Here is a 21,962-nt window from a genome sequence, read left to right as displayed (position 1 = left end):
GTGGCATCAGCGCTGACGGCAGCGTGGTCAGTTACATCCTCGATAATCCCAACCCCCCAGGCTGGGATTACACGTCGTACGTGACCAACCTGAAGACGGGAGAGACGAAGACCGTCCCCGGACTCAGCCTGGGTCTCAATGAGAACGGCACTCAGGTCGTGTACCGCACCCCCTGCGCGCAGGGTTACAGTTGCCGCATCAACGCGATGGACCTCACTACCGGTGCCGTCACCTGGTCGGTTGCGAGCGATGTCCGTGATACGCAGGACGCCATTCCCGATGGGCAGGGGAACAACGCCACGTTCGACGGCGTCCGTACCGTGGTCTTCCACTCGATGGCCACGGATCTGGTCCCCGGCGTGACAACGCCGGGGGACCGCATGTACGTCCACGACCTCGTGAGTGGCGTAACGCGGCTGTTCAAGGATCCGCTGGCCCCGGATAACGCGAACCTCGCCGAGAACTACACCCACGCGGGGGTGAGCCCGGGCGGCCAGTACGTCGCCTACCGGTGGCAGGAAGCCGACGAGACGACTCACCTGTCGGTTCTCGACCAGGTCACCGGGCGATACACCCGAATCCTCGACACCGCTCCAGAGCGCTATCCGGTGTGGGCTCCGCCCTCCATCAGCAACAACGGCAAGCTCGTGTTCACGACACGGGAGCGGCTGCTGCCACAGGACGCCAACGACCAGCCCGACGTGTATCTCCAGGACCTCAGAACTGGGACCACCACCCTGGTCAGCACCGACGAGACCGGAGGGGCCACTGGTGACGCGCCGACGGACGCCTTCTCCACACCGCGAATCACCGCGGACGGCCGCTACGTTGCCTACCGAGGTGGCACGATCCGCAGGCTGATATTTCGGAACCTCGCGACGGGAAGCCAGAGAACGCTGACCAACGTGGACGGCACCGAGTTGGGGTACATGCCCGCACTGTCGAGGACCGGCCGCTACCTCGCCGTCGTTGGCATCACCGAGAACGGGTGGGCAGGCGTTGTCCGCCGCGATCAAGCTCAGGACTGCGCCGGTGACTTCGGCACGATCGAAGGCTCTGGCACCATCTACGGCTCGCCCGGCGACGACGTCATCTACGGTTCTCCTGATCCGGACATCATCTACGGTTACGGCGGCAACGACGTTATATGCGGTCTGGGCGGCGATGACACCATTGACGGTGGCACCGGTGACGACGCCATCTACGGCGGCGGGGGTGACGACCGGATCGAAGGTAACGAGGGCAACGACGTGGTCGACGGCGCCGACGGCGCCGACTCGATGAACGGTGGATACGGCACGGACGCGGTGTTGTACGGCTCGGCCACGGCTGGAGTGGACGTGAGTCTCAGCCGCTTGACGCCCAATGGCATGCCGGGCGAAGGCGACCAGGTCTTCAACGACTTCGAGGCGATCTTCGGCTCCGCCTTCAATGACACGTTGAGCGGCCGCGAAAACAGAGAGTGGCTGTTCGGCCAGGACGGCAGCGACACGTTGCTCGGCATGGCCGGCGACGACCAGCTCTACGGCGGGGATGGTGAGAAGGACGTCCTCGTCGGTATGGTCGGTGACGACTACCTCGATGGCGGGCCCCGGTTCTTGAACTCATGCGCCGGCGGTCCCGGCACCAACACTTTCGACCAGTGCACATATATCTCTGGCCAGTCGTGATCTCCTCCAGACGGACTCGTCGTCCGTCCGCACACCATGGGAGATCTTTGAAGTAGCCCCTGGCATGCGAAAACCCCGCTTCCCTGGTGTGGGCGGCGGGGTTCGTCATGCCCCGATCCGGCACGCCTAAAGGATCTTGCTCCGTCGCCGGTCCACTCAGGCGGTCCGCGAGAGCGGGGCGCGGCGCGCCCGCCAGAGCGCGACGCCGAGCCAGACGCCGCCGACCGCGATCAGTGCGCCGTGCGCCATGCGCAGCGCCGGCGTACCGAAGAACTGCGGGAGAAACAGGACGAAGCCGGCCGCGAGTGGGACCGCGCTCCAGCGTGGAAGCGCGCCCGACCTCCAGACCGCCACCGCCGCCATGACCGCGCCGACGGCGAGCAGCACGAGCCCGGCCCCGAACATGGTGATCGCGGCCGGGCCGTATCGGAACTGGTCGGCCAGTTGCAGCAGCGAGGCGTCCCGGTCGCGCACGGCGCGCACGGCGATGACGTTCAGGCCGAACACCTCGGCGCCGTAATAGGGCAGCGTGAGCCCCACGCCGATCCAGGCTGTGATGGCGGCGCGCAGCGCGAGGCGTCGGCCGAGTACGAGGTACAGGCCCAGCAGGCCCAGCGTCAGCAGGATGAACCCGGCCACGGCGAGCAGGTGGGCGGCCATCCAGGCGGACGAGGCCATCGCCCGTGCCCCGGCCGCCGACGTTTCGTCCGAGTAGGGCCGGATCACCGGATACAGCAGGAACAGGATCCCGGCCCCGCCGAGGGACAGGGCGGTCGAGCGTGCGGGGGGAACGGCGGTCATGTCAGGCCTCCCATAAAGGCGACTCATTGCTCTGCTTCGAGAGCAATGCTCTCTCTTAGGAGCGATGATGTCAATGAGGACAGTCGCTTCCGAGAAGTTGTCGCAGTGCCGTGTGGCGTAGAACGAGCCGGTAGCGCGGCGGAAGACGGCCCAGGAACGGATCGTCCAGATAAGGGTGGATTGGCCAGCACCGGATGCCTCAGGATGGCGGCATGACCGAGCCCCCTGGCGAACAGCCCGCCCCTCCCAATCCACCGCTCGGCGCCGGATACCCCCCTCCGGGCCCATCGACCGGCCCACACCCTTACGCCACCGGCCCCCGGTGGCCCGGGTATGCGCCGCCCGTCTATCCGCCGGGTGGTCAGTGGCCACCGCCAGGCCCGCCGGCCGCGTTCCGCCGGCCGGTGGGCGACCCGACGCTCGCCGAGTGGTGGGAGCGGCTTCTCGCCAGGTTGATCGACAGCACGATCCTCAGCGTCCTCATCTCACCGGCCTACGTGCTCCTGGTGTTCTCGATCTCCGACGAGTTTCTCGCGATCATGCGGCAGTCGGCCGAGGGCCGCCCCGTCGACGTGCAGGATCTCCTGGCGTTCGAGGTGACGACGTTCAAGTGGGGGCTTCTCATGGCGCCCATCGCGGCCGCCCTGTGCTTCGTCTACGACGGGATCCAGCATGCGGTATGGGGTCGCACTCTGGGCAAGCGCCTGCTGAAGATCGAGGTGGTCGCCATGTCCACGCGCGTGCGCGTCACCCCCGGCGCGGCCTGGCGCAGGGCGGCGGTCTACGCCCTGCCTCCGGCCGTGCCGATCATCGGAGGCCTCTTCGCGCTCGCGAACAGCCTCTGGTTGTTCCAGGACCCGATGGCACGGCAGTGCCTGCATGACAAGGCGGCGGAGACCGTCGTGGTGAAGACCCGCAGACACGGGTAGACGGCCGGCGTCGGGATGACCGTGATGATCGCCCTAGCCGCGATCATGTTGTAGCCGAGCAGGAACAGGCCCCTGGAGGTGCGTGATCTCCGTGGTGATCGGCAGCTGGTCCGGGGTGGCGGCCATCTCGCTCAGCACGTCTGGCTTGTCGGTGATGATGCCGTCTACGCCGTAGGAGGTCATGCGGCTCATGTCGTCGGGATCGTTCACGGTCCAGGTGAAGATCTTCATGCCGTTGTCGTGTACGCACTTGACGTAGGAGGGGGTGACGTCGGCGTACGGCGGGTTGATCTCGTCGGCGAATTTGGCGAGGTCGTCGAGATCCGCGGTCCTCGGTGTCCCGAGCAGGCCGATGGGCACCTGGGGCAGCTCCTTGTTGAAGGTACGCAGGGAGTCCCTGTCGAACGACTGGATGACGAGCCGGTTCTCGCTGAGCCACGAGGAGTTGCGGCGCAGCGTGCCGGCGATGCGGCCCTCGATGCCCGGGTAGAGGTGCGGGGACTTGATCTCCAGCCGCAGGTCGAGCCCGCTTCCCCGCATCGCGCCCAGCGCCTCGCCGAGAGTGGGCACCGGTTCGCCCTCGTAATCGGCGTCGGCCCACGAACCGGCGTCGAGCTTGCGGATCTGCGCGAGGGTCAGGTCGCCCACCTTCCAGGAGCTCCGGTTGGGAAAGACCTTTTCCGCGTCTGTGGTGCGGTTCAGCGTCGTGTCGTGCATCAGGACCAGCTTGTGGTCCTTGGTCTCCTGAACGTCGAGCTCGAACATGTCCGCGCCCTGCTCGGCGGCCAGCTCGAAGGCCGCGACGGTGTTCTCGGGCGCGTACGCCGACGCTCCGCGGTGGGCGACGCCGATCACCGTTGATGGATCGGCGGCCGCTGTGGTCGCGACCACCGCCATGGCGGCCAGGGCGGTCGTGACGATGAGGCCGACTCGGCGCAACTCAGATCTCCCCGTACTCGGTCAGGCCTGCCACGATCTGAACTCGACCATTGATCACGATTGCAGGCGAATGGGCGAGTAACCCCATTGATTCCCGGCAGGTGAGCATTCGAGCGCCGCGTGGCCAACTCTTGTCACCCCTATCCCAGTGGCCTGGCCAGGTGATGGCCCGCAAGTTGCTGAAGTAGCCGCTGACATGCGAAAACCCCGTCTTCCGGTCCGCGGGGAGGGCGGGGTCTTCCCCAAGGCCGTGCCCGGCGAGCTGCCGGGGCCGCCGACCGAGGGGCAGATCGAGCGCATGATGACCATGGGACCGCGGACCAATGCCGACATACTCCCCTAGCATCCGCGGGTTATCCGGTTGATCGTCTACGGCCCCTCCTGTAGCAATGCTCCGTGATACACGGCGAGAGGGTCATCCTGCGGGCCCGGCATGACGGTGACGTCCCCGTTCTCCAATCCGAGCTGTACGACGACGTGGTGACACGGTCGCGGGCGGACTCGCGTCCGTGGCGCCCCATCGCGCCGGCCTCGGGGCACTCGCCGTACGCGGTGGCCGCGCCGTCGGACGACGCGGCGTGCTTCTCCGTGGTGGAGTCGGAGTCGCGGGAACTGGCCGGCGAGGCCCTGCTCTGGGGCATCGACACGCACAACAGGACGGCCCACGTGGGGATCTCCCTGCGACCCGCGTTCCGCGGCCGCGGGCTGGCCGCCGATGTCCTCGGCGCGCTGTCCGAGTACGGGTTCGCCGTACTCGGATTGCGGCGTCTGCAGATCGAGACCCTCACGGACAACGCCCCGATGATCGCGGCCGCGATCAGAGCGGGGTTCGTCCGGGAGGGCACGCTGAGGCGCTCCGCCTGGGTCTGGGGTGCGTACGCGGATGAGGCAGTCCTGGGCCTTCTCGCCGGGGAATGGGCGTCTCACGCCTGATCGCCGACGCCCCCCTGCTTGTCCTGCTTCTCCTACTCGTCCTCGTCGTCGTCCGGCGGCGGGTCGGGCAGGCGCCAGCCGGCGATGAGCAGCGGCATCGTGTAGTGGGTCGCGGCCAGCGTCAGCGCCGTCGGGGCGATCAGCGCCATTGGGATGGTGATCGAGAGAGGGCCGTCCTGCCAGCTCACGAAGTTCGCCAGCACGAACAGCGTGCCGAGGACGAGGGTGGTGGCGCCGTGGGCCGACGTGTAGGCCCGGCGTCTTTCGATCAGCTGACGCTCGTCGAGGAAGCGCTCAGGAAGGTAGAGGGCGCCCCGCGTGGCCGCGTGCAGCCAGCTGATGACCGGGAGTCCGACCACCAGGCTGAGGCCGAACATGGACAGGTAGACGTTGCGCGCCAGGTCGCTCGGCGCGTACTGGGCGATCACCACCAGTCCCGCCCAGAGGACGACCAGCGCCGCCGTGCCCGCGACCACCAGACGCCGCCGCGCCGGCCTGGTCGACCACCAGCGATTGGCCGGGAGGCTCTCCAGCCGGTCCCGCCGCTTCTCCCACGTGTTCATCACGACCCCAGCCTGGCGAACGGATGGAGGGAGAAGACGACCTCCACCGGCACCTCGAAGTATTCGGCGATCTTCAATGCGAGGAACAGCGAGGGGCTGTACTCGGCCCGCTCCAGGTAGCCCACCGTCTGGTAGTGCACACCCAGAGCCGTGGCCAGATCCTTGCGGGAGATCCCACGCTCCGCCCTGAGCATCGGGATCCTGTTGTAGACGACCTCGTTGGACACCGGGAATCCTCACTTGCCTGTGACCCTGCGCAGCAGCCACGGTGCCAGCACCATACCGGCGACCGCCCAGGCGCCCATCACCATCGCGGCCGTGCCGAGCTCCCACGTGCCGTGCAGTTCGCCGCCGGGGGAGGCGAAGAACGCCGCCCGCAGTCCGTGTCCCTGCCAGTAGAGCGGGAAGATCTGCGCGGCCCACTGCACGGGCGCGGGCATCATCGTCATGGGGACCATGACCCCCGAAGCGATCATCAGCAGCATGCTCGGGAGGCCGACGGCCGCCGCGGCCGCCTTGGCGGTGGGCAACATCGCCCCGATCATCGCCCCCAGAGGGATGACCGAGAGCGCGCCCAGGCCCAGCACCCAGATCAGCGTCGCCCAGCCGTACAGGCTCGAGGGCAGCGCGAGGCCGCCGATCGCGCCGCCGATCGCCAGCATGAGCGCCGAGTGCACGGCGATGTGCAGCGTCAGCGACACCGCCCTGCCCGTGATGTAGACGGGGATGCCACGCGGAAGCATGCGCAGCCGGAGCAGCGCGCCCTCCTCGCGGTCGGCCGCGATCAGCATCGGCAGCGTCATGATCCCGGCGGAGAACACCGTGAACGCGACGAAGCCCACCGTCATGAACGCGGTCATCCCGACGCCGCCGCCTGCGGGGTTGCGGCCGATCCAGAGGATGAGCATCAGGTACATGATCAGGCCCGCGATGTTGGTGCTCAGTTCCTTGCGGTCACGCAGGATGGCGTTCTGCTCGATCAGGCCGCGCCTGATCCCCAGCGTCATCGTGGTCATGCCGCGCTCCTTTCCACCAGGTTGAGGTAGCTCTCTTCGAGGCTCGGCCGCCGGATCTCCAGTTCGGGGACCGGTCCGCCGTACCGCTGGTGCAGCCGCCAGGCCAGCTCCGACGGGTCGTCGGTCTGCTCGGTCCCGTCCCGCCACCGCACCAGGGAGGGAGCCTGTACGGCTGTCGCCACCTCCTGCGGGGTGCCGAAGACGGCGATCCGGCCGTCGAGGAGCACGGCGACGCGGTCGGCGAGCCGCTCGGCCTCGGCCAGGTCGTGCGTGGTGAGCAGGACCGTGGTGTCCAGGCCCTCGATGAGTTCGTGGAACTCCCTGCGCGCCTCCGGGTCGAAGCCGGTGGTCGGCTCGTCGAGGAAGAGCAGTTCGGGCCGGCCGACGATGCCCAGCGCCACGTCGAGCCGTCTGCGCTGCCCGCCGGACAACTCCCGGACCCTGGCGATCGCGTGCCCGTCGAGGCCGAGCGTCTTCAGCAGCTCTCCGGTGTCCCACGGGGTGGGGTAGTGGGCGGCGACATGGTCGAGCAGGGTCCGCACGTGCCAGCGAGGGTGGTCGCGCCAGTCCTGCAGCACCGTGCCGAGCCTCGCCCGCCAGGCGTCTCCGCCGCGCGCCGGGTCCTCGCCGAGCACCTGGACCTCGCCCGCCGTCCTGGTCCGCAGCCCTTGGAGGATTTCGATCGTGGTCGTCTTCCCGGCGCCGTTCGGGCCGAGCAGGGCGACGGTCTCGCCCCGTCGCAGGTCCAGGTCGATCCCGCGCAGGACCTGTCGCTCGCCGTACGACATCCGCAGCCCGCGGACGTTGATCACAGTATCCATGCCATGGAATGTAGTACATCTACTACAGACTCGACAATATCTATGACGATCGATAGTGATGGTGGGGTGCGTGGTTGGCGGCGCGAATCAGCGGATGATCCTCAATTCGCGGTGGACGTGCCGGCGCGCGCCGAAGTGGGCCGTGGGGCGCGACTCCGTCTCGGCTTCCGCCCCGCGAACAGGAGGTTCAGGCTTTCCGGCGGCAACGCGCCTTGGTCAGTTCGCCTGGTTCTTGCAGATGTTCTGCGTGGCCGTACGGGCGGAGGGGATCGACGCCGGCGTGGAAGACGGCTTGACGGTCGCGACCTTCACCTTCTTGACCTTGTTGTTCTTCTGGCCGACGACGACCTCGATGCTCTGGATGTCCTTCCGCTCCCGCAGCTCGGCTCCGGGGAACGCGGCGGCCACCGTCCGGGCCGAGTCCTCGCGGCCGGCTGGATAACGGATCACGGTGTTGGTGACGTTCCGTTCGGGCACGTCACCGGGAGTCGAGGGGACCATGAAGCCCGCCGCGAGCAGGCTCGCCTTGGTCTTGGCGCCCAGCCCGGTGATCAGGGTGCCGTTGAGGACGCGGACCGCGATGCGTCCCGGGGGAATCGTCAGCGCGGTCGCGGTCGCGGACGCGGACGGCGTGGCGCCCGGGGAGGGCGGCGCGGAGGCGGGCGGGGAAGCCGGAGCGGAGACCGGCGCGGACGGGGCGGGGGAGCGGCGCTTGACCGGCCCGGCCTGCAATTCGTCCGCCGAGATCTGCCGGAACAGCTCCCGCGCGGCCGGCTTGTCCCACAACACGGCGGACTCGCCCGTCGGCGCCTTGTAGTTCACGTCGGACAGCGGCACGGTCGCGAACGACACGTCGTCGGTGGAGACGTCCTTGAGCTGGTTGGCCAGCCCGAGCAGATCGTCGGACAGGGCCTTGTCCACGGTCAGCGTCTTGAGCGTGGAACTGACCAGCCCGGCGAGCTTGGCCGGATTGGCGAGGGTGCCGCCGCTGAGCGCCTTGCCGAGAAGCGCCGAGATGACCTGCTGCTGCCGGTCGATGCGGTCGAGGTCCGCGCGGGCCGTGGCTCGCGTACGCGCGTACGCGAGCGCGTCGACGCCGTTGAGGTTGTAGGTGCCCGGCCGCAGGGAGAGCTTGGTCTTCGGGTCGTCGATGGCGATGGGAGTGCAGACGGTGACGCCGCCCAGCGACTCCACGACGTCGATGAAGCCGAGCACGTTGACCTCGACGTAGTGGTTGATGCGCAGCCCGGTGGCCTGCTCGACCGTCTTCACCGCCAGCTTCGCCCCGCCGAACTGGTACGCCGAGTTGATCTTGTGCGTGCCGTTGCCGGGGATCTCGGTCCAGGTGTCCCTGGGCAGGCTGACGACCGTGACCTTCTTGTGGTCCTCGGAAAGGTGGAGCACCATCATCGTGTCGCTGCGCTCGCCGGCCTCGCGGCCGAGGTGGAGCTGGTTCTGCTGCCGCCTGCTGAGGTCGTCGCGCTTGTCGACGCCGACGAGCAGGATGTTCATCGCCCCCTGCGCGGGGGTGTCGGTGGTGCCCGCGTCGACGGACTGGATCTGGCTCGCCGCGTAGTTGGGGATCACCCACAGCACGCCGGATCCGATCAGAACGGCGCTGGACAACGAGCCCGAGATGAGAAGAGAGCGGAGGTTCGTCCGGCTTCGGCGGGCGCGACGGGCTGCGATCCTGATCCCGCCGTAGGCGTCGCCGCCTACGTGGACGCCGGAGTCGCCGATCTCATCGTCGTCGCCAGGCATTCGCGGTCACCCTTTCGGTTGCCGTCTCCACCCCTCCGTACAGTAGCGTGAGCGCAGCCATGAAGCCCTTTCCCGACTCGCGCCAAACTGGCCAGACCCCCACGCGCGACTGGCCCCCCATATCGGTGATCATGCCGGTACTCAACGAGGAACGGCACCTGCGCGATGCCGTCATGCAGGTCCTCGACCAGAAGTACGACGGTCCCATCGAGGTCGTCATCAGCGTCGGCCCGTCCCGAGACCGCACGCAGGAGGTCGCCGACGCGATCGCGGCCGAGGACTCCCGCGTCGTCGTCGTGGCCAACCCGACCGGCCGCACTCCCAACGGATTGAACGTGGCCGTCGCCGCCTCGAGCAATCCCGTCATCGCCCGGGTCGACGGGCACGCGATGCTCCCAGCCGACTATCTGCGCGCAGCCGTGGAGACCCTGGAGGAGACCGGCGCCGACAACGTCGGCGGCATCATGGCCGCCGAAGGGGTCAGCCCGTTCGAGCAGGCCGTGGCGTGCGCGATGACCTCCAAGATCGGTGTCGGCAACGCGCGGTTCCACACCGGCGGCGAGGCCGGCCCGGCGGACACCGTCTATCTCGGCGTGTTCCGGCGTGAGGCGCTGGACCGGGTCGGCGGCTACGACGAGCACTTCCAGCGTGCCCAGGACTGGGAGATGAACCACCGCATCCGGGAGACCGGCGGCCTGGTGTGGTTCCAGCCGCGCATGCGGGTGTCCTATCGGCCCCGGCCGAACGCCCGGGCGCTGGCGAAGCAGTACTTCCACTACGGCCGGTGGCGGCGGGTCGTCTCGCGCACCCACAAGGGCACGATCAACCTGCGCTACCTGGCCCCGCCCGCGGCGGTGCTGGCCATCGTCCTCGGTCTGGTCGTCTCACCGTTCTTCTGGCCGGGATTGCTGATTCCCGCCGCCTACATCGTGGCGATCCTCGCCGGGTCGGTGCTCACCGGACGAGGCCTGTCCCCGGCCGCGCTCCTGCGGCTCCCGCTCGTCTACGCGACGATGCACCTGTCATGGGGCACCGGCTTCCTCACCAGCCCGTCCCGGCTCAGCAAGACCCGGCCCGAGGCCGAGCGGGCGCGCCTGCAGGACCTGTTCGAGGACTGAGGCTCCGCCGGTCCCGACGGCCCGTCCGGCACGTGAACGGGCGACCGCTCTGCCGACCGCCTCGTCGAAGCGGGTGAGCGCGTCCGGTTCGTCGGGGCCCAGCAGGTGGGCGCGCAGTTCGCGGCGGGCCGCGGCCATGGTGTCCTCGCCTTCCCTGAGGGAGGCGAGGACGCCGGTAAGGCCGCCGAGGTCATGGCCGAGGAGGTAGGCCGCACGCGCGCTGGGACAGCGCGCGCGGAACTCGTCGTCGGGCAGCCCCGCGACGTTCGTCACGACGTACGGCTTGCCGCTCGCCACGAAGTCCGACACGACGCTCGATATGTCTCCGATAAGCAGGTCGGCCTGGTTGAAGCACTCGTAGAGATCGGGCCCTCCGCCGGTCACCGCCACGTGTGCCCACGGGCCGTCCGCGTGGGCGTCCCGCAGCTGAGCCATGATCTTCCGATGCGCGGCCCGCGCGGCCGCCGACCTGTGGCCGGTCAGCGGATGGGGCCGGTAGATCAGCCGGACGGGCTCGTTCAGCAACGCCCGCACCAGACGCGGACCCATGAGGTCGATCGAGGTGTGGAACAGGTCGGTGGTCCAGCCCTCCCACGTCGGCGCGTAGAGAACCGTCGGCACCGGCAGCGTCCCCCGGGTGTACGGGCTGCCGCGAAGCACCGCGGCGAGTTGGGGGCGGCCCACCTCGACGATGGCCTCGTCACGGACCCCGACCTCGGCGTGCCGGTACCTCTCCCGCCCGGCCGGGCCCGCGACCCAGACCTCGTCGTACACCTTCGTGAACGGGTTGAACGAGGCCTCCTTGTCGCTGTCCCCGTGCCCGATGAACACGCTGGTGACGCCCGGCTTCCTGAGCAGGTGGATGTTGTTGCCCACGTTGGCCGCGAACAGGGCGACACCGGCCGAGTCGAGGCCGCGGAAGTTCATGAGGTCGACGGCCGAGGGGATGCACACCACCGGCAGCGTGGTCGGTCCCAGGACGGCGGGCAGGCTGCGCTGCCGCAGGACGACGACCGTCCTGCGGCCGATGCGCTCCAGGGTCTCCAGCCACATGGTCGCCTGGTAGACCGACTTCACCGAGCCGGAGAAATAGAGCAGGACCTCGGGCGCGTACGCGCGCACCTGCTCGTCGACCGCCTGGATGACCTGAGCGCGGTCCCGCAGGTGGGTCGCCCGCCGTACGTGCGGGACGAGTGTGAGGGCGGCGGCGAGCACCACGAGGACCGCGGCGGCCGCGCCGGCGACGCCGGGCCAGGGGGTGGCCGAGAGCGCGCCGAACGCGGCGAGCCCCACGGGCAGCGCGTCGAGGGGCAGCAACCGGGTGCCACGCCACGCCACGAGCCTCGCGGGGGGTGCGGGCGGGATCCGCAGCGCCGACAGGTCGAGGTTCGCCGCGGTGACCGGCATGAGGTGGTGACAGCTGTTCAGATAGGTCGCCAGCGCGGTCTGCGCGACGCACACGCAGTGGAGGGCGAACAGCCCGCCGGCGAACAGGAGGAAACCGCGGGACTCGGTTCCCGCCACGCGCGCGAGCAGCACCACGACGGCGAGTTCCCTGGCCGTGTACCGGAGCATCGATCCGAGATGAATCCTGCCGAGTCGGTCGCGGACGGCTTTGCGCAGGCCGGCCTCCGCCGCGTACGACAGAGCCGCCGCGACCGCGAAGGCCCATGTGGCGGGCCACAGCGCGGCCGCGAGCAATGCCGGATAAGAAGCGAGCAACACCCCGATGAGCAGGGCGTTTCTCCCCGTGAACGATCCCTCCATGCACCGCTGCCTACCCAGGGGAGGGCGTTTCCGATCATCGCCTGAGGCGGATGTCCACCACCTGTCCCGTGAGGTCGGACAGCAGGACGTCGAGGCTGGTGCGGGCGACGGCCTCCGGTGGAATCGTGCCGGTGACACCGGAGTCCGCCGAGGGCGCGACAGGAGTGGCCGTGACCGCCCGCTCGGGGTTCAGGCAGTTGACCCGGACCCCCTGGGGGGCCCATTCGTCCGCGAGCGCCTCGGCGAGGTTCACGACGGCGGCCGCCGTGGACGAGTTGAGGCTGCGGCCCGCCCGCCCGCGGACGTCCGAGGACGACGCACAGAGCAGGAGGCGCCCGCGGGTCTCGGCCAGATACCCGAGCGAGGCCCTGGCGATGTTGACCGGGCCGAGGTAGTTGACCGCCACGATCTCGGCGAGGGCGGTCTGCCCGGTGTCGGCCAGCCTGCCGACGTGCAGGGCCGAGGCGGCGTTCACGACGTGGTCGATGCGGCCGGTCTCGGCGTGCACGTGCGCGAGCGCGTCGTCCACGGCGCCGGCGTCCTCCACGCGCACCCCGCCCCGGCTCCGGGAGAACGAGCGGACCGTCGCGCCGTAACCCTTGGCGAGGTCGGCGAGCTCGGCTCCGACGCCGTGCCCGCCGCCGAAGACCACCAGCGTCCTGCCGTCGAGACCGCGGCGGCACTCGTCGTCGGTGAGCGCCGGAGCCGCCCGTCCACGCAGCCGGAAGAGCCCGTCCGCGATGAACGCGTCGATCGGATGGGTGACCTTCATGTTCTGCTCGCTGCCCGCGACCAGGTGGATCGGCACGTCCGGCAGGTAGCGCACCATGACGCCGCAGTCGTCGGTCGCGGGCCTCGCGCCGAACCCGGGGTCGGCGAAGGCCCGCCGGTAGGCCTCGCGGATGACCGACAACCGGAAACACTGAGGGGTCTGTCCCCGCCGGAGCAGGGAGCGGTCGGGGATCTCGTGGACGATGTCGCCGTGCGGCCCGGGGGCGGCGACCAGGACGGTGTCGGACGACGGGATCACCACGTCCACGGCCTCATGGTGGCGGAGCGCGGCGACGCACTCGCTGATCACCCGCGGCTCGACGAACGGCCGGACGGCGTCGTGCAGCAGCACGTCGCACTCCTGTTCGCCCAGCGACTGCAGGGCGCGCCACGTCGACTCGGTACGGCTCGCGCCGCCTTCGAGGATCTTGCTCACCTTGGTGTAGCCGTTCCTGCGCACCAGCTCCGCGGCCTCGTCGACGAAGCCGGGGGCCATCAGCACCACGACCTCGTTGATCTCCGGATGGCCGTCGAACGTGTCGAGCGTGTGCTCGATGATCGTCCTGCCGGCGATCTTCAGTAGCTGCTTCGGCGTGTTCAGGCCCATCCGCTGCCCGATACCTCCGGCAAGCACCACTCCGACCGTCCGAAGGCGTGACTCCGCGATCATGATCTCCTCCCCACCTGACCATACCCGCGTCAGGAGAAGGGCAAGGCGATTGCCACCTCGTGATCACTCGGTTACGTTGCGATGTGACTCTCGGGGGGGTGGTCGAGCTGGGAAGCGGGAACGCGATGGGCGCAGATCTGAGCAGGCACGGCGTCTCGGACAATCTCGTGTCCCGTGCGGAGGCCGCCCGGAGTGTGGTGGTGGTCTTCGCCACCACGCCGCTCGCCGGGCTGGCCTGCGCGGGCGGCAGCCTCCTCGGCAGGCTCACGCGTCAGCTGATCCTGCTGCCGGTCCGGGACGTCCACGTGGTCACGCGCGGGGACGACAGCTTCCGGGGCCTGGACGACGTGGCGGGCCTGGACGGCGCGGCCGAGTTCCGGCACACCGTCACGGCGAGCGACGGGCTCGCGGAGGACCTGCGGATCGTGGCGAGAGTGGCCAGGTCGTCCACGAGCGCGGTGGCCGTCCTGTCGGGTGACGTGGTCGCCCACACCGAGGCGCTGGCCGCCCTGCTCGAGCATCCGTCGAGGGGCACCGGCGCCATCGTCGGGAACGGGGAGGCGGGGCCGCTCCGCCCGCCGGTCAGGACCGAGTCGAGCACGGTGCTCTCCGCGGGGAACTCCTTCCACCAGGTCGAGTGGGCCAACGGCACCTTCCGCGGAGTCCTCCAGGTGGGGGAGGCGCATCTCGGGAGCCTCGCCGATGTGGCCGACGAGCTCGCCCGGCTCGCGCAGAGCCGTCAGCTCGGCCGCGCGGGGGACACCGAGGTCGCCGACCTGCTACTGGCCGGGCTCGTGCGTGCGGGAGTGCCCGTACGCGCCGCCGCCATCGGCCCGCTGCACTGCGAGAGGGTCGCCGGTCAGATCGCGGCGGACGCGGCCGTTCAGCGGCTCGCCGAGGTCGACGAGCAGGCGGCCCGGCTGGACGCGGCCATCAAGACCGGTGACGGTTTCTTCGCGACCTATTGCGTCAGCTCGTGGTCGCGCCATCTCGTACGGCCGGCCGCCCGGCTGAGCCTCACGCCGAACGCGGTCACGGGCATCTCCATCGGCCTGGCCGCCATCGCCGCGGTCTGGTTCTCCGAGGGCGACCGGCTCGCCCAGATCATCGGCGCCCTCGCGCTCTACCTGTCCTTCGTGCTCGACTGCGTCGACGGACAGCTCGCCCGCTACACCCGCACGTTCTCTCCGCTGGGGAACTGGCTCGACGCGATCTCCGACCGGGTGAAGGAGTACGTCGTGTACGCGGGCCTCGCCGTAGGCTACGCGGCGGCGCCGGAGGGGCCCCGCGGCATCTGGACGCTGGCCGTCGCGGTGATGATCCTCCAGACGGTCAGGCACCTGGTCGACTTCTCCTATTCGGGGTCGGTGGCGGACGCCGCCAAGGCGGCCGACCCGGCGGAACGGGAGTATTCGCTCGCCGATGCGTGGGACACCGTGCAGGGAACGCGTCCCCCGGCCACCGGGGCCGCGTCCGTGCTCGCACTGTCGAGACGGCTCGACTCGGGTGCGGCCTACTGGCTCAAGAAGATCATCGTGCTGCCCATCGGGGAGCGGATGGCGCTGATAGCCGTCACGGCCGCACTGTTCGACGCCCGGGTGACGTTCCTGGCCCTGCTGACCTGGGGCGGTGGCGCGCTCCTCTACACGCTCGCCGGCCGGATCGCGAGGTCCTTCGCATGATGAGCATGATGCGAGGCAATTCATGATCTCCGTACAGATGACACCCGTGCCGCGCAGCGCCGTGGTGGCCTACCGCGACGACGGGCTGCTGGCGAGGAGCATGGGTCTCCTGGTCGTCGGCCAGCTGCCCCCGCTTCCTCCAGCGCTCGTGGGGGCCTTCGTGACCGGGGTCCTCCTGGTCATGGGAGTGGCGAGCGTCGACGACGTCGCGGTGTTCGCCCCGGCGGCGGCCCTGCTGCTGGCCGGCTCGGGCAGCTCGCACCGGCACGACGGGCGGCTCGACTGGCTCGTCCCACCGATCCTGCGGCTCACGGAGTACGGCTTCGTCGCCTCGATCGGGTTCGCCCGTTCCGTGCCACCTTTGCTGATCATGGCGGTGCTGGGCGCCATGGCCTTCCATCATTACGACACCGTCTACCGCGTGCGTCAGCACGTCTATCCGCCGCAGTGGCTCGCCATGGCCGGGCTGGGCTGGGACGGTCGCATGCTGGTCATCGCCGCCGGCGGCCTGTTCGGCGCGGTGACCGCTGACTTCTGGATTCTCGCGGTCTACCTGTGGGGCCTGTTCCTCTGGGAGAGCCTCACCTCCTGGCTCGCCGTACCCCGTCGGGCGGAGGTGGCGGGCGCCGCGGAGCCCGGCTGAGCCGCATTCCGCGAACACACCGGTACGGCACGCATGGTTAACTACAAGCCAACTCTGGCTTACACAATCCGGACCAAAAGCCAACTAACCTTTGAGGTTACTGTCTGACGGTCGACCTCGAGGAGTGCGAGAAATTGCTCGGAATGGTGCTGGCAGCAGGGGCTGGACGCCGCCTGCGGCCGTACACCGACACCCTGCCCAAGGCACTGGTGCCGGTCGACGGTGAGACCACGATCCTCGACATCGCCCTGCGCAACCTCGCGGCGGTAGACCTCCGCGAGGTCGTGGTCATCGTGGGCTACCAGGCGCAGGCCGTACACGAGCGCAAGGCCGACCTCGAGCGCCGTCACGGGGTCACGCTGACGCTCGTCCACAACGACAAGGCCGAAGAGTGGAACAACGCGTACTCCCTGTGGTGCGCGCGTGACTACTTCGGGCAGGGTGCGTTGCTGGTCAACGGGGACACCGTCCACCCGGTCTCCGTGGAGCGGACGCTGCTGTCCGCTGACGACGGCGGGGACGTCCTGCTCGCGGTCGACGACGTGAAGTCCCTCGGCGACGAGGAGATGAAGGTCACCCTCGAGGACGGCCGGCTCAAGAGGATCACCAAGCTCATGGAGCCGTCCGAGGCGTACGGCGAGTACATCGGCGCGACGCTGATCAGGCCCGGAGCGGCGGAGCGGCTGGCCGACGCCCTCCAGACGACGTTCGAGCGCGACCCGCAGCTCTACTACGAGGACGGCTACCAGGAGATGGTCGCCCGTGGAGAGAAGATCGCGGTGGCGCCGATCGGCAAGGTCGACTGGGTCGAGGTGGACAACCACGACGACCTTGCGAAGGCCCGTGAGATCGCATGCCGCTACTAGGACCACCGGGCCGCCCGGCTCCCCGACCCCACGCGCACGACGTTCTCGCCGCCTGAGGAGTTCTCATGCCGATTCTGGCAAGAATGCTCCCCGCCCCCCTCACGATGGAGGTCCGGCGGGGCGCGATAGCCCAACTCGGCGCGTTGCTGGCCGACAGCCGGGTCGCCACCTCCGGCCGGGTCGCGGTCGCCGTGGGCACGAGCCAGGGCGACAGGATCGCCGAGGTCATCGCCCCCTCGCTGGGAGAGGCGCGGGTCTTCCGGGTGCCCGACGGCACCGTCGACGCGGCCGTCTCGCTCGGCGCCGACCTGCGCAAGGGCGCCTATGAGGCCGTCGTCGGAGTCGGCGGCGGCAAGACCATCGACGCGACCAAGTACGCCGCCTCGCTGGCCGGCATCCCGATGGTGGCGGTGGCGACCAACCTCTCGCACGACGGCATCTGCTCGCCGGTCGCCTCCCTGATCCACGAGGGCGGGAAGGGCTCGTTCGGCGTGCCCATGCCGCTGGCGATCATGGTCGACCTCGACTTCGTGCACGACGCCCCGGCCGCCCTGGTCAGGAGCGGCGTCGGCGACGTGGTGAGCAACCTGTCGGCCATCGAGGACTGGCACCTCGGCAACATCGAGCGCGGCGAGCCCATCGACGGGCTGGCGATCTCCATGGCGCGCACGGCGGCGGAGGCGGTGCTCGGGCGGTCGGACTCGATCGAGTCCGACGCCTTCCTGACCGTCCTCGCGGAAGCTTTGATTCTGTCTGGCATGTCTATGGTCATCGCCGGGTCAAGCCGGCCGAGCAGCGGCGGTGATCATGAGATCCTGCATGCTGTGGATCAGCTCTACCCCGGAACGTCCAACCACGGCGAGCTGGCCGGGATCGGCGCGGCGTTCTGCTTCTACCTCCGCGAGGACTCCCGCCGGCTCGACGACGTCGCCGGTTGCCTCAGGAGCCACGATCTGCCCGTCGTCCCGGGAGATGTCGGCCTGACCCTCGAGCAGTTCACCGCCGCGGTGATGCTGGCTCCGAGCACGCGGCCCGGCCGTTACACCATCCTCGAGCACCTTCGGCTTTCGGAGACCGAGGTCCGCGCGAAAGTTGAGGGATATGTCCACGCCGTCGGTCGCTGAGCTTCGCGCGGTCGCCCAACCGCAGACCACGATGGACCGCCGCAGTGGTGAACACTGGGCGGGCCTGCTCTACATGAGGCACCTGTCCATCTATGCCACCTGGCTGCTGGCCAAGACGCCCATCACGCCCAACCAGGTCACCGGTCTGATGATCGTGTCCGGAGTTGCGGCGGGAGCCGTACTGGCCCTGCCGGGGTTCTGGGCGGCGCTGGCGGCGGCCCTGCTGATCCAGCTCTACCTCCTGCTCGACTGCTCGGACGGCGAGCTCGCCCGCTGGACGCGCCGGACGTCGATCACCGGGATCTACCTGGACCGGGTGGGTCACTACTTCGCCGAGGCCGCGCTGCTCATCGGCCTGGGTTTCCGGGCCTCGGAGACCGTCCCCGACTGGTACACCATCCTCGGTTTCGCCGCGGCTCTGGGCGCGATCCTGATCAAGTCGGAGACCGACCTCGTGGACGTCGCCCGGGCCCGTTCGGGCCTCGTCGCGGCGACCGAGACGTCGGCGGGGGAGTTCACGTCGAGCCGTCTCGGCCTGGCCAGAAAGGTGGTCGGAGCGCTCCGGTTCCACCGGGTCATCCAGGCCATCGAGTTGTCGATCATCGTCGTGGTGGCCGCCGTTCTGGACTTCTGGTTCCCCGCCACCCGGATCCTCGTCGTCGCGTGCGCGATCATCGCCGTCCTCCAGCTCATCCTGCATCTGGTGAGCATCCTCGCGTCGAGGCGGCTCTCGTGATCAACACCGCGCGCACGTATCGGACCGATGGCCAAGGGGAAACCGGTCGTCCGTACATGCGTGGTTTGGTAGGGGTTTCCCGGGAGTTCCGATACTCTTATTTTTCAGTAAATAAGGCGGATTCCGGATTGCCCGGCCATACAGACTCGGTGATCATGAAATCGTATGTAGCCGTCCCGATGCTGAGGCGATGACCGCGGTGAAGCTTTCGTGCGTCATCCTCACCATGGGCAACAGGGTCGCCGAGCTCGACCGGGCGGTCGAGTCCGCCCTGACCCAGACCGACGGCGACGTCGAAGTGGTGATCGTCGGCAACGGCGCCGACGTGCCGGGACTGACCGCCCAGCCGCTGCCCGATTCGGCCGCTGCGATCAAGACGGTACGGCTTCCGTACAACGTGGGCATACCCGAGGGGCGTAACCGAGGCGTCCAGGAGTGTTCGGGCGACGTCGTCCTCTTCCTCGACGACGACGGCTGGTACGCCGGCTCCAAGGTCGCCGCGCATGTTCGCGAGAGGTTCACCCACGAGCCCGACCTCGCCGTCATCTCCTTCCGGGTCATGGAGCCGGAGGGGGGCTCGGTGCAACGGCGGCACGTTCCCCGGCTGCGCGCGGGGGACCCGGAGCGGTCCTCGCCCGTCACCACCTTCCTCGGCGGCGCGTGCGCGATCAGGAAGTCGGCGTACCTGCAGGTCGGCGGCTTGCCGGAGAATTTCTTCTACGCGCACGAGGAGACCGACCTGGCCTGGCGGCTGCTCGGCGAGGGTTACCGCATCGAGTACGACGCCGAGCCGGTCATGTACCACCCCCTGGTGTTGCCGAGCCGGCACGCCGAGTTCTACCGGATGAACGCCCGCAACCGGGTCTGGCTGGCCCGGCGGAACCTGCCGTGGCCGCTGGCCGTCCTGTATCTGTTCAACTGGATCGCGCTGACCCTCGCCCGCGTCCGGGCGACGAGCGCGCTCAAGGCGTGGTTCCACGGGTTCGGCGAAGGGCTGCGCCAGCCCGCGGGCGAGCGCCGCCCGATGGCCTGGCGCACCGCCTGGCGCATGCTCCGCCTCGGCCGCCCGCCGATCGTCTAGATCCCGCAGCGGACGGTCCGTGCGGTCAGGCCTCGGCCGGCCGCGAGGACGGCAGTGGGCGGGCCTCACCGACCGACATCGACAGATGGCTGATCGAGCTCGTCATCAACGCCCGCTTGGGCAGCCCGAGTTCGCTCAGCTCCTTGGCTATCGGATGGTTGCCCAGCCGGATCAGCGCGCCGCCGGGCCGGGCGCGGATTCCCCGGGGCCGCATCGACCACGGCACGCGCCGGGTGACCCCGTCGAGATGCGCGTAGGCGTCCATCGCGATCGAGCCCGTCCCCGGAAGCGGTGTGCCCGGCCGGATCAGCAGGTCGATGACCAATCGCCCGTCCTTGCGCAGAATGCACCGCTTGTACGGCGTGCCGAGCCGGATCTCGATGTCGGCGAGTTCCTTGGGAAAGCCCCATATGGCCCGGCCGGCCTCCAGCGTGAGCCTCCGGTCGACCGGCAGCCAGTGGACGAAGGTGCCGAAGCCCGCCCTGCGCATGTCCCTGACGCCCGCCAGGAGGCCGCGTGACGGCGGAGGCTCCGCCTCCGGCGGTCGTACCAGGAAGGCGACGCCGAACTCGTGGTAGTCCTCCAGAGCCGAGTCCCGATACTGCGCGAAGACCAGCGTGCAGGCCGCCTTGCCCGGCAGGAGCTCCGTGACGTCCATCCCTGAGTATGCGAGGACGGCCCGGGCGGCGTCGGCCCGCACGAGGTAGGTCGCGCTGCACACCGTGGCGTCGCGAATCTCCAGCGGGATGTCGACCCGGCGGCCCAGGATGAGATGGCTTGCCATGCTCCCAGTACAGCAAGCCCGGGTGACCCCGCGGTAGCCGCCGTGCTGCCAGGTCATGCTGTCAGGCCGTGCGGGCCGTGCGGGCCGGTCGATTCGGCGGCTCGCGCGGTCAGACCGGGATGGCGCGGTCGGGCTGCCGGGCCTGTGACGAGCCCGGCGTGTCGGCCCAGCGCTCCAGGTGGCCGACGAACTCGCCGGACACCAGGGGCCAGTGGTGGTGGTGCAGCGCCTCGAAATAGCCGCGCGCCCCCATCGCGTTGCGGCGCTCGGGGTTGTCGCGGAGCCGGAGCACGGCCTGCGTCACCGCGCTCACCACGGATTCCACGTCGCCGAACGGGACGATGGTGCCGCAGTCGACCCGCCCGACGAGGGAGGCCGCCCTGGTCAGCGGCGTAGTGATCACCGGAATGCCTCGCGCCATGTACTCGATGACCTTCGTGGGCGTCGACCCCCGGTAGTTCGGCAGGTCGTGCAGCAGGGAGAGCCCCGCGAGCGCGCCCTCGGCCATCCTGAGCGCGTGCTGGTTGGGCACGTGCCCGAACCAGTCGAGGACGCCTTCCCGCTGCGCGTCCCTCAGCAGGGGCCGGACGTCGGCGTCGGCTGGGCCGATCAGGTCGAGCCGGATCCCGTGGCCGCGAAGCCGCCGCGCGAGCTCGATCATCTCGAGCGCGCCGCGCGCCCGGGCGAGCTGGCCGATGTAGACGATCCGGTTGTCACCCGGGGCCTGGGGAGGGGTGTCCGGCACATAGGTGAGGTTGGGGATCACCGGGTGGTCGCCCACGAAGCGGTCCCGGTAGGACTCCTCCGCGAGGAACAGGTGCATGCGCCGCTCCGCCCGGCCCTCCATGCCTCTGATCAGCGGAGGGAGAACGCTCCGCATGGCCTCGGGGAGGTAGGTCTTGGCCTCCATCGCCGCCGCGGTGTCCTCGTGGACGTCCCAGACGGTCGGCGGCCTCTTACGGGGCAGCGCCAGCAGCAGTTCGATGTCGTGGATGAGGAGGATGTCGGCGTCCTTCACGCCCCGCTTCAACGCCGTGCGGGCGGCTCTGATGGCCTTCCTCCGGTGCAGGCCCACGGCCCGAGGGACGTCGATGGGCCGGATCTCCGGCGGCGGTGTCACGTTGCAGTGGGTGAACGGCGCGATGAAGGTGACCTGATGACCCGCGTCGAGCAGTGCACGGATCTGCCGGTGGGTGATCCGTGCGTCCTCCGGATGATGGACTATCGTGCCGACGCATACCCTCATAGGGGGAGGCTTGCTGTTCGGTCCGAAGTGTCCGAATGCGC

General features: G+C 69.4%; 22 protein-coding genes. 11 read left to right on the top strand and 11 right to left on the bottom strand.

The annotated features are described in order from the left end of the window. The first annotated feature begins 80 nt into the window (after positions 1–80). Positions 81–1,670 (top strand): calcium-binding protein, encoded by a 1,590-nt coding sequence (locus tag Psi02_RS30015; protein WP_203979193.1) that lies wholly within the window; start codon positions 81–83, stop codon positions 1,668–1,670. A 156-nt stretch (positions 1,671–1,826) separates the two neighbouring features. On the opposite strand, the gene Psi02_RS30010 is transcribed toward Psi02_RS30015, so the two are convergent. Next, positions 1,827–2,471, bottom strand: coding sequence for a hypothetical protein (locus tag Psi02_RS30010; RefSeq protein ID WP_203979192.1), 645 nt, complete (start codon positions 2,469–2,471; stop codon positions 1,827–1,829). Positions 2,472–2,683: 212 nt separating this feature from the next. On the opposite strand from Psi02_RS30010, the gene Psi02_RS30005 reads away from it, so the two are divergent. Next, positions 2,684–3,400, top strand: a complete 717-nt coding sequence (locus Psi02_RS30005) for an RDD family protein (RefSeq protein WP_203979191.1) — start codon at positions 2,684–2,686, stop codon at positions 3,398–3,400. Between the two features lie 33 nt (positions 3,401–3,433). On the opposite strand, the gene Psi02_RS30000 is transcribed toward Psi02_RS30005, so the two are convergent. Continuing rightward, on the bottom strand, positions 3,434–4,339 hold the full coding sequence (locus tag Psi02_RS30000; RefSeq protein WP_239095283.1) for a glycerophosphodiester phosphodiesterase: 906 nt from the start codon (positions 4,337–4,339) through the stop codon (positions 3,434–3,436). Positions 4,340–4,535: 196 nt separating this feature from the next. On the opposite strand from Psi02_RS30000, the gene Psi02_RS29995 reads away from it, so the two are divergent. Together Psi02_RS29995 and Psi02_RS29990 are read left to right on the top strand one after the other, a co-directional pair. Then, positions 4,536–4,682: a hypothetical protein gene (locus tag Psi02_RS29995; RefSeq protein WP_203979190.1), complete on the top strand. Its 147-nt coding sequence runs from the start codon at positions 4,536–4,538 to the stop codon at positions 4,680–4,682. Positions 4,683–4,735: 53 nt separating this feature from the next. Beyond that, positions 4,736–5,272: a GNAT family N-acetyltransferase gene (locus tag Psi02_RS29990; RefSeq protein ID WP_203979189.1), complete on the top strand. Its 537-nt coding sequence runs from the start codon at positions 4,736–4,738 to the stop codon at positions 5,270–5,272. A 32-nt stretch (positions 5,273–5,304) separates the two neighbouring features. On the opposite strand, the gene Psi02_RS29985 is transcribed toward Psi02_RS29990, so the two are convergent. The 5 genes from Psi02_RS29985 to Psi02_RS29965 form a co-directional block, all read right to left on the bottom strand. Beyond that, positions 5,305–5,838 (bottom strand): hypothetical protein, encoded by a 534-nt coding sequence (locus Psi02_RS29985; protein ID WP_203979188.1) that lies wholly within the window; start codon positions 5,836–5,838, stop codon positions 5,305–5,307. Further along, the gene (locus Psi02_RS29980; protein ID WP_203979214.1) at positions 5,835–6,029 is read right to left on the bottom strand and encodes a helix-turn-helix transcriptional regulator; all 195 of its coding nucleotides are present in this window, start codon (positions 6,027–6,029) and stop codon (positions 5,835–5,837) included. Before Psi02_RS29980 ends, Psi02_RS29985 begins: the two co-directional genes overlap by 4 nt. 42 nt (positions 6,030–6,071) lie before the next feature. After that, positions 6,072–6,851 (bottom strand): ABC transporter permease, encoded by a 780-nt coding sequence (locus Psi02_RS29975; RefSeq protein ID WP_203979187.1) that lies wholly within the window; start codon positions 6,849–6,851, stop codon positions 6,072–6,074. After that, positions 6,848–7,672 (bottom strand): ABC transporter ATP-binding protein, encoded by an 825-nt coding sequence (locus Psi02_RS29970; protein WP_203979186.1) that lies wholly within the window; start codon positions 7,670–7,672, stop codon positions 6,848–6,850. Before Psi02_RS29970 ends, Psi02_RS29975 begins: the two co-directional genes overlap by 4 nt. 216 nt (positions 7,673–7,888) lie before the next feature. Continuing rightward, complete coding sequence (locus tag Psi02_RS29965; protein ID WP_203979185.1) at positions 7,889–9,433, bottom strand: LCP family protein; 1,545 nt, start codon at positions 9,431–9,433, stop codon at positions 7,889–7,891. 59 nt (positions 9,434–9,492) lie between these two features. Between Psi02_RS29965 and Psi02_RS29960 the strand changes: the two genes are divergently transcribed. Then, complete coding sequence (locus Psi02_RS29960) at positions 9,493–10,551, top strand: glycosyltransferase family 2 protein (protein ID WP_203979184.1); 1,059 nt, start codon at positions 9,493–9,495, stop codon at positions 10,549–10,551. On the opposite strand, the gene Psi02_RS29955 is transcribed toward Psi02_RS29960, so the two are convergent. Together Psi02_RS29955 and Psi02_RS29950 are read right to left on the bottom strand one after the other, a co-directional pair. Next, positions 10,456–12,318: a CDP-glycerol glycerophosphotransferase family protein gene (locus tag Psi02_RS29955; RefSeq protein ID WP_203979183.1), complete on the bottom strand. Its 1,863-nt coding sequence runs from the start codon at positions 12,316–12,318 to the stop codon at positions 10,456–10,458. The two genes, Psi02_RS29960 and Psi02_RS29955, sit on opposite strands and share 96 nt — an antisense overlap. Positions 12,319–12,352: 34 nt before the next feature. Then, entirely contained in the window at positions 12,353–13,759 is a 1,407-nt protein-coding gene (locus tag Psi02_RS29950; protein WP_203979182.1) for a bifunctional cytidylyltransferase/SDR family oxidoreductase, read from the bottom strand. 98 nt (positions 13,760–13,857) lie between these two features. Between Psi02_RS29950 and Psi02_RS29945 the strand changes: the two genes are divergently transcribed. The 6 genes from Psi02_RS29945 (at position 13,858) to Psi02_RS29920 (ending at position 19,891) form a co-directional block, all read left to right on the top strand. Beyond that, entirely contained in the window at positions 13,858–15,441 is a 1,584-nt protein-coding gene (locus Psi02_RS29945; RefSeq protein ID WP_275415293.1) for a CDP-alcohol phosphatidyltransferase family protein, read from the top strand. Positions 15,442–15,478: 37 nt separating this feature from the next. Next, on the top strand, positions 15,479–16,084 hold the full coding sequence (locus Psi02_RS40850; RefSeq protein WP_275415292.1) for a DUF5941 domain-containing protein: 606 nt from the start codon (positions 15,479–15,481) through the stop codon (positions 16,082–16,084). A gap of 134 nt (positions 16,085–16,218) precedes the next feature. Next, complete coding sequence (locus tag Psi02_RS29935; protein ID WP_203979180.1) at positions 16,219–16,950, top strand: phosphocholine cytidylyltransferase family protein; 732 nt, start codon at positions 16,219–16,221, stop codon at positions 16,948–16,950. Between the two features lie 83 nt (positions 16,951–17,033). Beyond that, positions 17,034–18,074 carry an iron-containing alcohol dehydrogenase family protein gene (locus tag Psi02_RS29930; RefSeq protein WP_203979212.1) on the top strand — a complete coding sequence of 347 codons (1,041 nt, stop codon included), beginning with the start codon at positions 17,034–17,036 and terminating at the stop codon, positions 18,072–18,074. After that, entirely contained in the window at positions 18,052–18,810 is a 759-nt protein-coding gene (locus tag Psi02_RS29925) for a CDP-alcohol phosphatidyltransferase family protein (protein WP_203979179.1), read from the top strand. Before Psi02_RS29930 ends, Psi02_RS29925 begins: the two co-directional genes overlap by 23 nt. A gap of 190 nt (positions 18,811–19,000) precedes the next feature. Continuing rightward, complete coding sequence (locus Psi02_RS29920) at positions 19,001–19,891, top strand: glycosyltransferase family 2 protein (protein ID WP_203979178.1); 891 nt, start codon at positions 19,001–19,003, stop codon at positions 19,889–19,891. A gap of 25 nt (positions 19,892–19,916) precedes the next feature. Here the strand turns inward: Psi02_RS29920 and Psi02_RS29915 are convergent, their stop codons facing one another. Further along, on the bottom strand, positions 19,917–20,675 hold the full coding sequence (locus tag Psi02_RS29915) for an acetoacetate decarboxylase family protein (protein WP_203979177.1): 759 nt from the start codon (positions 20,673–20,675) through the stop codon (positions 19,917–19,919). Between the two features lie 109 nt (positions 20,676–20,784). Beyond that, positions 20,785–21,921 carry a glycosyltransferase gene (locus Psi02_RS29910; protein WP_203979176.1) on the bottom strand — a complete coding sequence of 379 codons (1,137 nt, stop codon included), beginning with the start codon at positions 21,919–21,921 and terminating at the stop codon, positions 20,785–20,787. Positions 21,922–21,962 lie beyond the last annotated feature (41 nt).

It is taken from the genome of Planotetraspora silvatica, assembly GCF_016863315.1.
GTDB classification, from domain to species: Bacteria; Actinomycetota; Actinomycetes; order Streptosporangiales; family Streptosporangiaceae; genus Planotetraspora; species Planotetraspora silvatica.
Note: the sequence above shows the minus strand (reverse complement) of the source record. Positions and strands in the feature narration are given on the sequence as shown.

What these genes read in the sequence shown, in the direction of transcription:
- Psi02_RS40850 (WP_275415292.1), top strand. Translation starts at nt 15,479, where the DNA reads ATGACACCCGTGCCGCGCAGCGCCGTGGTGGCCTACCGCGACGACGGG.
- Psi02_RS29915 (WP_203979177.1), bottom strand. Translation starts at nt 20,675, where the DNA reads ATGGCAAGCCATCTCATCCTGGGCCGCCGGGTCGACATCCCGCTGGAG.
- Psi02_RS29920 (WP_203979178.1), top strand. Translation starts at nt 19,001, where the DNA reads ATGACCGCGGTGAAGCTTTCGTGCGTCATCCTCACCATGGGCAACAGG.
- Psi02_RS29965 (WP_203979185.1), bottom strand. Translation starts at nt 9,433, where the DNA reads ATGCCTGGCGACGACGATGAGATCGGCGACTCCGGCGTCCACGTAGGC.
- Psi02_RS29975 (WP_203979187.1), bottom strand. Translation starts at nt 6,851, where the DNA reads ATGACCACGATGACGCTGGGGATCAGGCGCGGCCTGATCGAGCAGAAC.
- Psi02_RS29955 (WP_203979183.1), bottom strand. Translation starts at nt 12,318, where the DNA reads ATGGAGGGATCGTTCACGGGGAGAAACGCCCTGCTCATCGGGGTGTTG.
- Psi02_RS29930 (WP_203979212.1), top strand. Translation starts at nt 17,034, where the DNA reads ATGCTCCCCGCCCCCCTCACGATGGAGGTCCGGCGGGGCGCGATAGCC.
- Psi02_RS29960 (WP_203979184.1), top strand. Translation starts at nt 9,493, where the DNA reads ATGAAGCCCTTTCCCGACTCGCGCCAAACTGGCCAGACCCCCACGCGC.
- Psi02_RS29910 (WP_203979176.1), bottom strand. Translation starts at nt 21,921, where the DNA reads ATGAGGGTATGCGTCGGCACGATAGTCCATCATCCGGAGGACGCACGG.
- Psi02_RS30010 (WP_203979192.1), bottom strand. Translation starts at nt 2,471, where the DNA reads ATGACCGCCGTTCCCCCCGCACGCTCGACCGCCCTGTCCCTCGGCGGG.
- Psi02_RS29925 (WP_203979179.1), top strand. Translation starts at nt 18,052, where the DNA reads ATGTCCACGCCGTCGGTCGCTGAGCTTCGCGCGGTCGCCCAACCGCAG.
- Psi02_RS30005 (WP_203979191.1), top strand. Translation starts at nt 2,684, where the DNA reads ATGACCGAGCCCCCTGGCGAACAGCCCGCCCCTCCCAATCCACCGCTC.
- Psi02_RS29970 (WP_203979186.1), bottom strand. Translation starts at nt 7,672, where the DNA reads ATGGATACTGTGATCAACGTCCGCGGGCTGCGGATGTCGTACGGCGAG.
- Psi02_RS29995 (WP_203979190.1), top strand. Translation starts at nt 4,536, where the DNA reads ATGCGAAAACCCCGTCTTCCGGTCCGCGGGGAGGGCGGGGTCTTCCCC.
- Psi02_RS29980 (WP_203979214.1), bottom strand. Translation starts at nt 6,029, where the DNA reads ATGCTCAGGGCGGAGCGTGGGATCTCCCGCAAGGATCTGGCCACGGCT.
- Psi02_RS29950 (WP_203979182.1), bottom strand. Translation starts at nt 13,759, where the DNA reads ATGATCGCGGAGTCACGCCTTCGGACGGTCGGAGTGGTGCTTGCCGGA.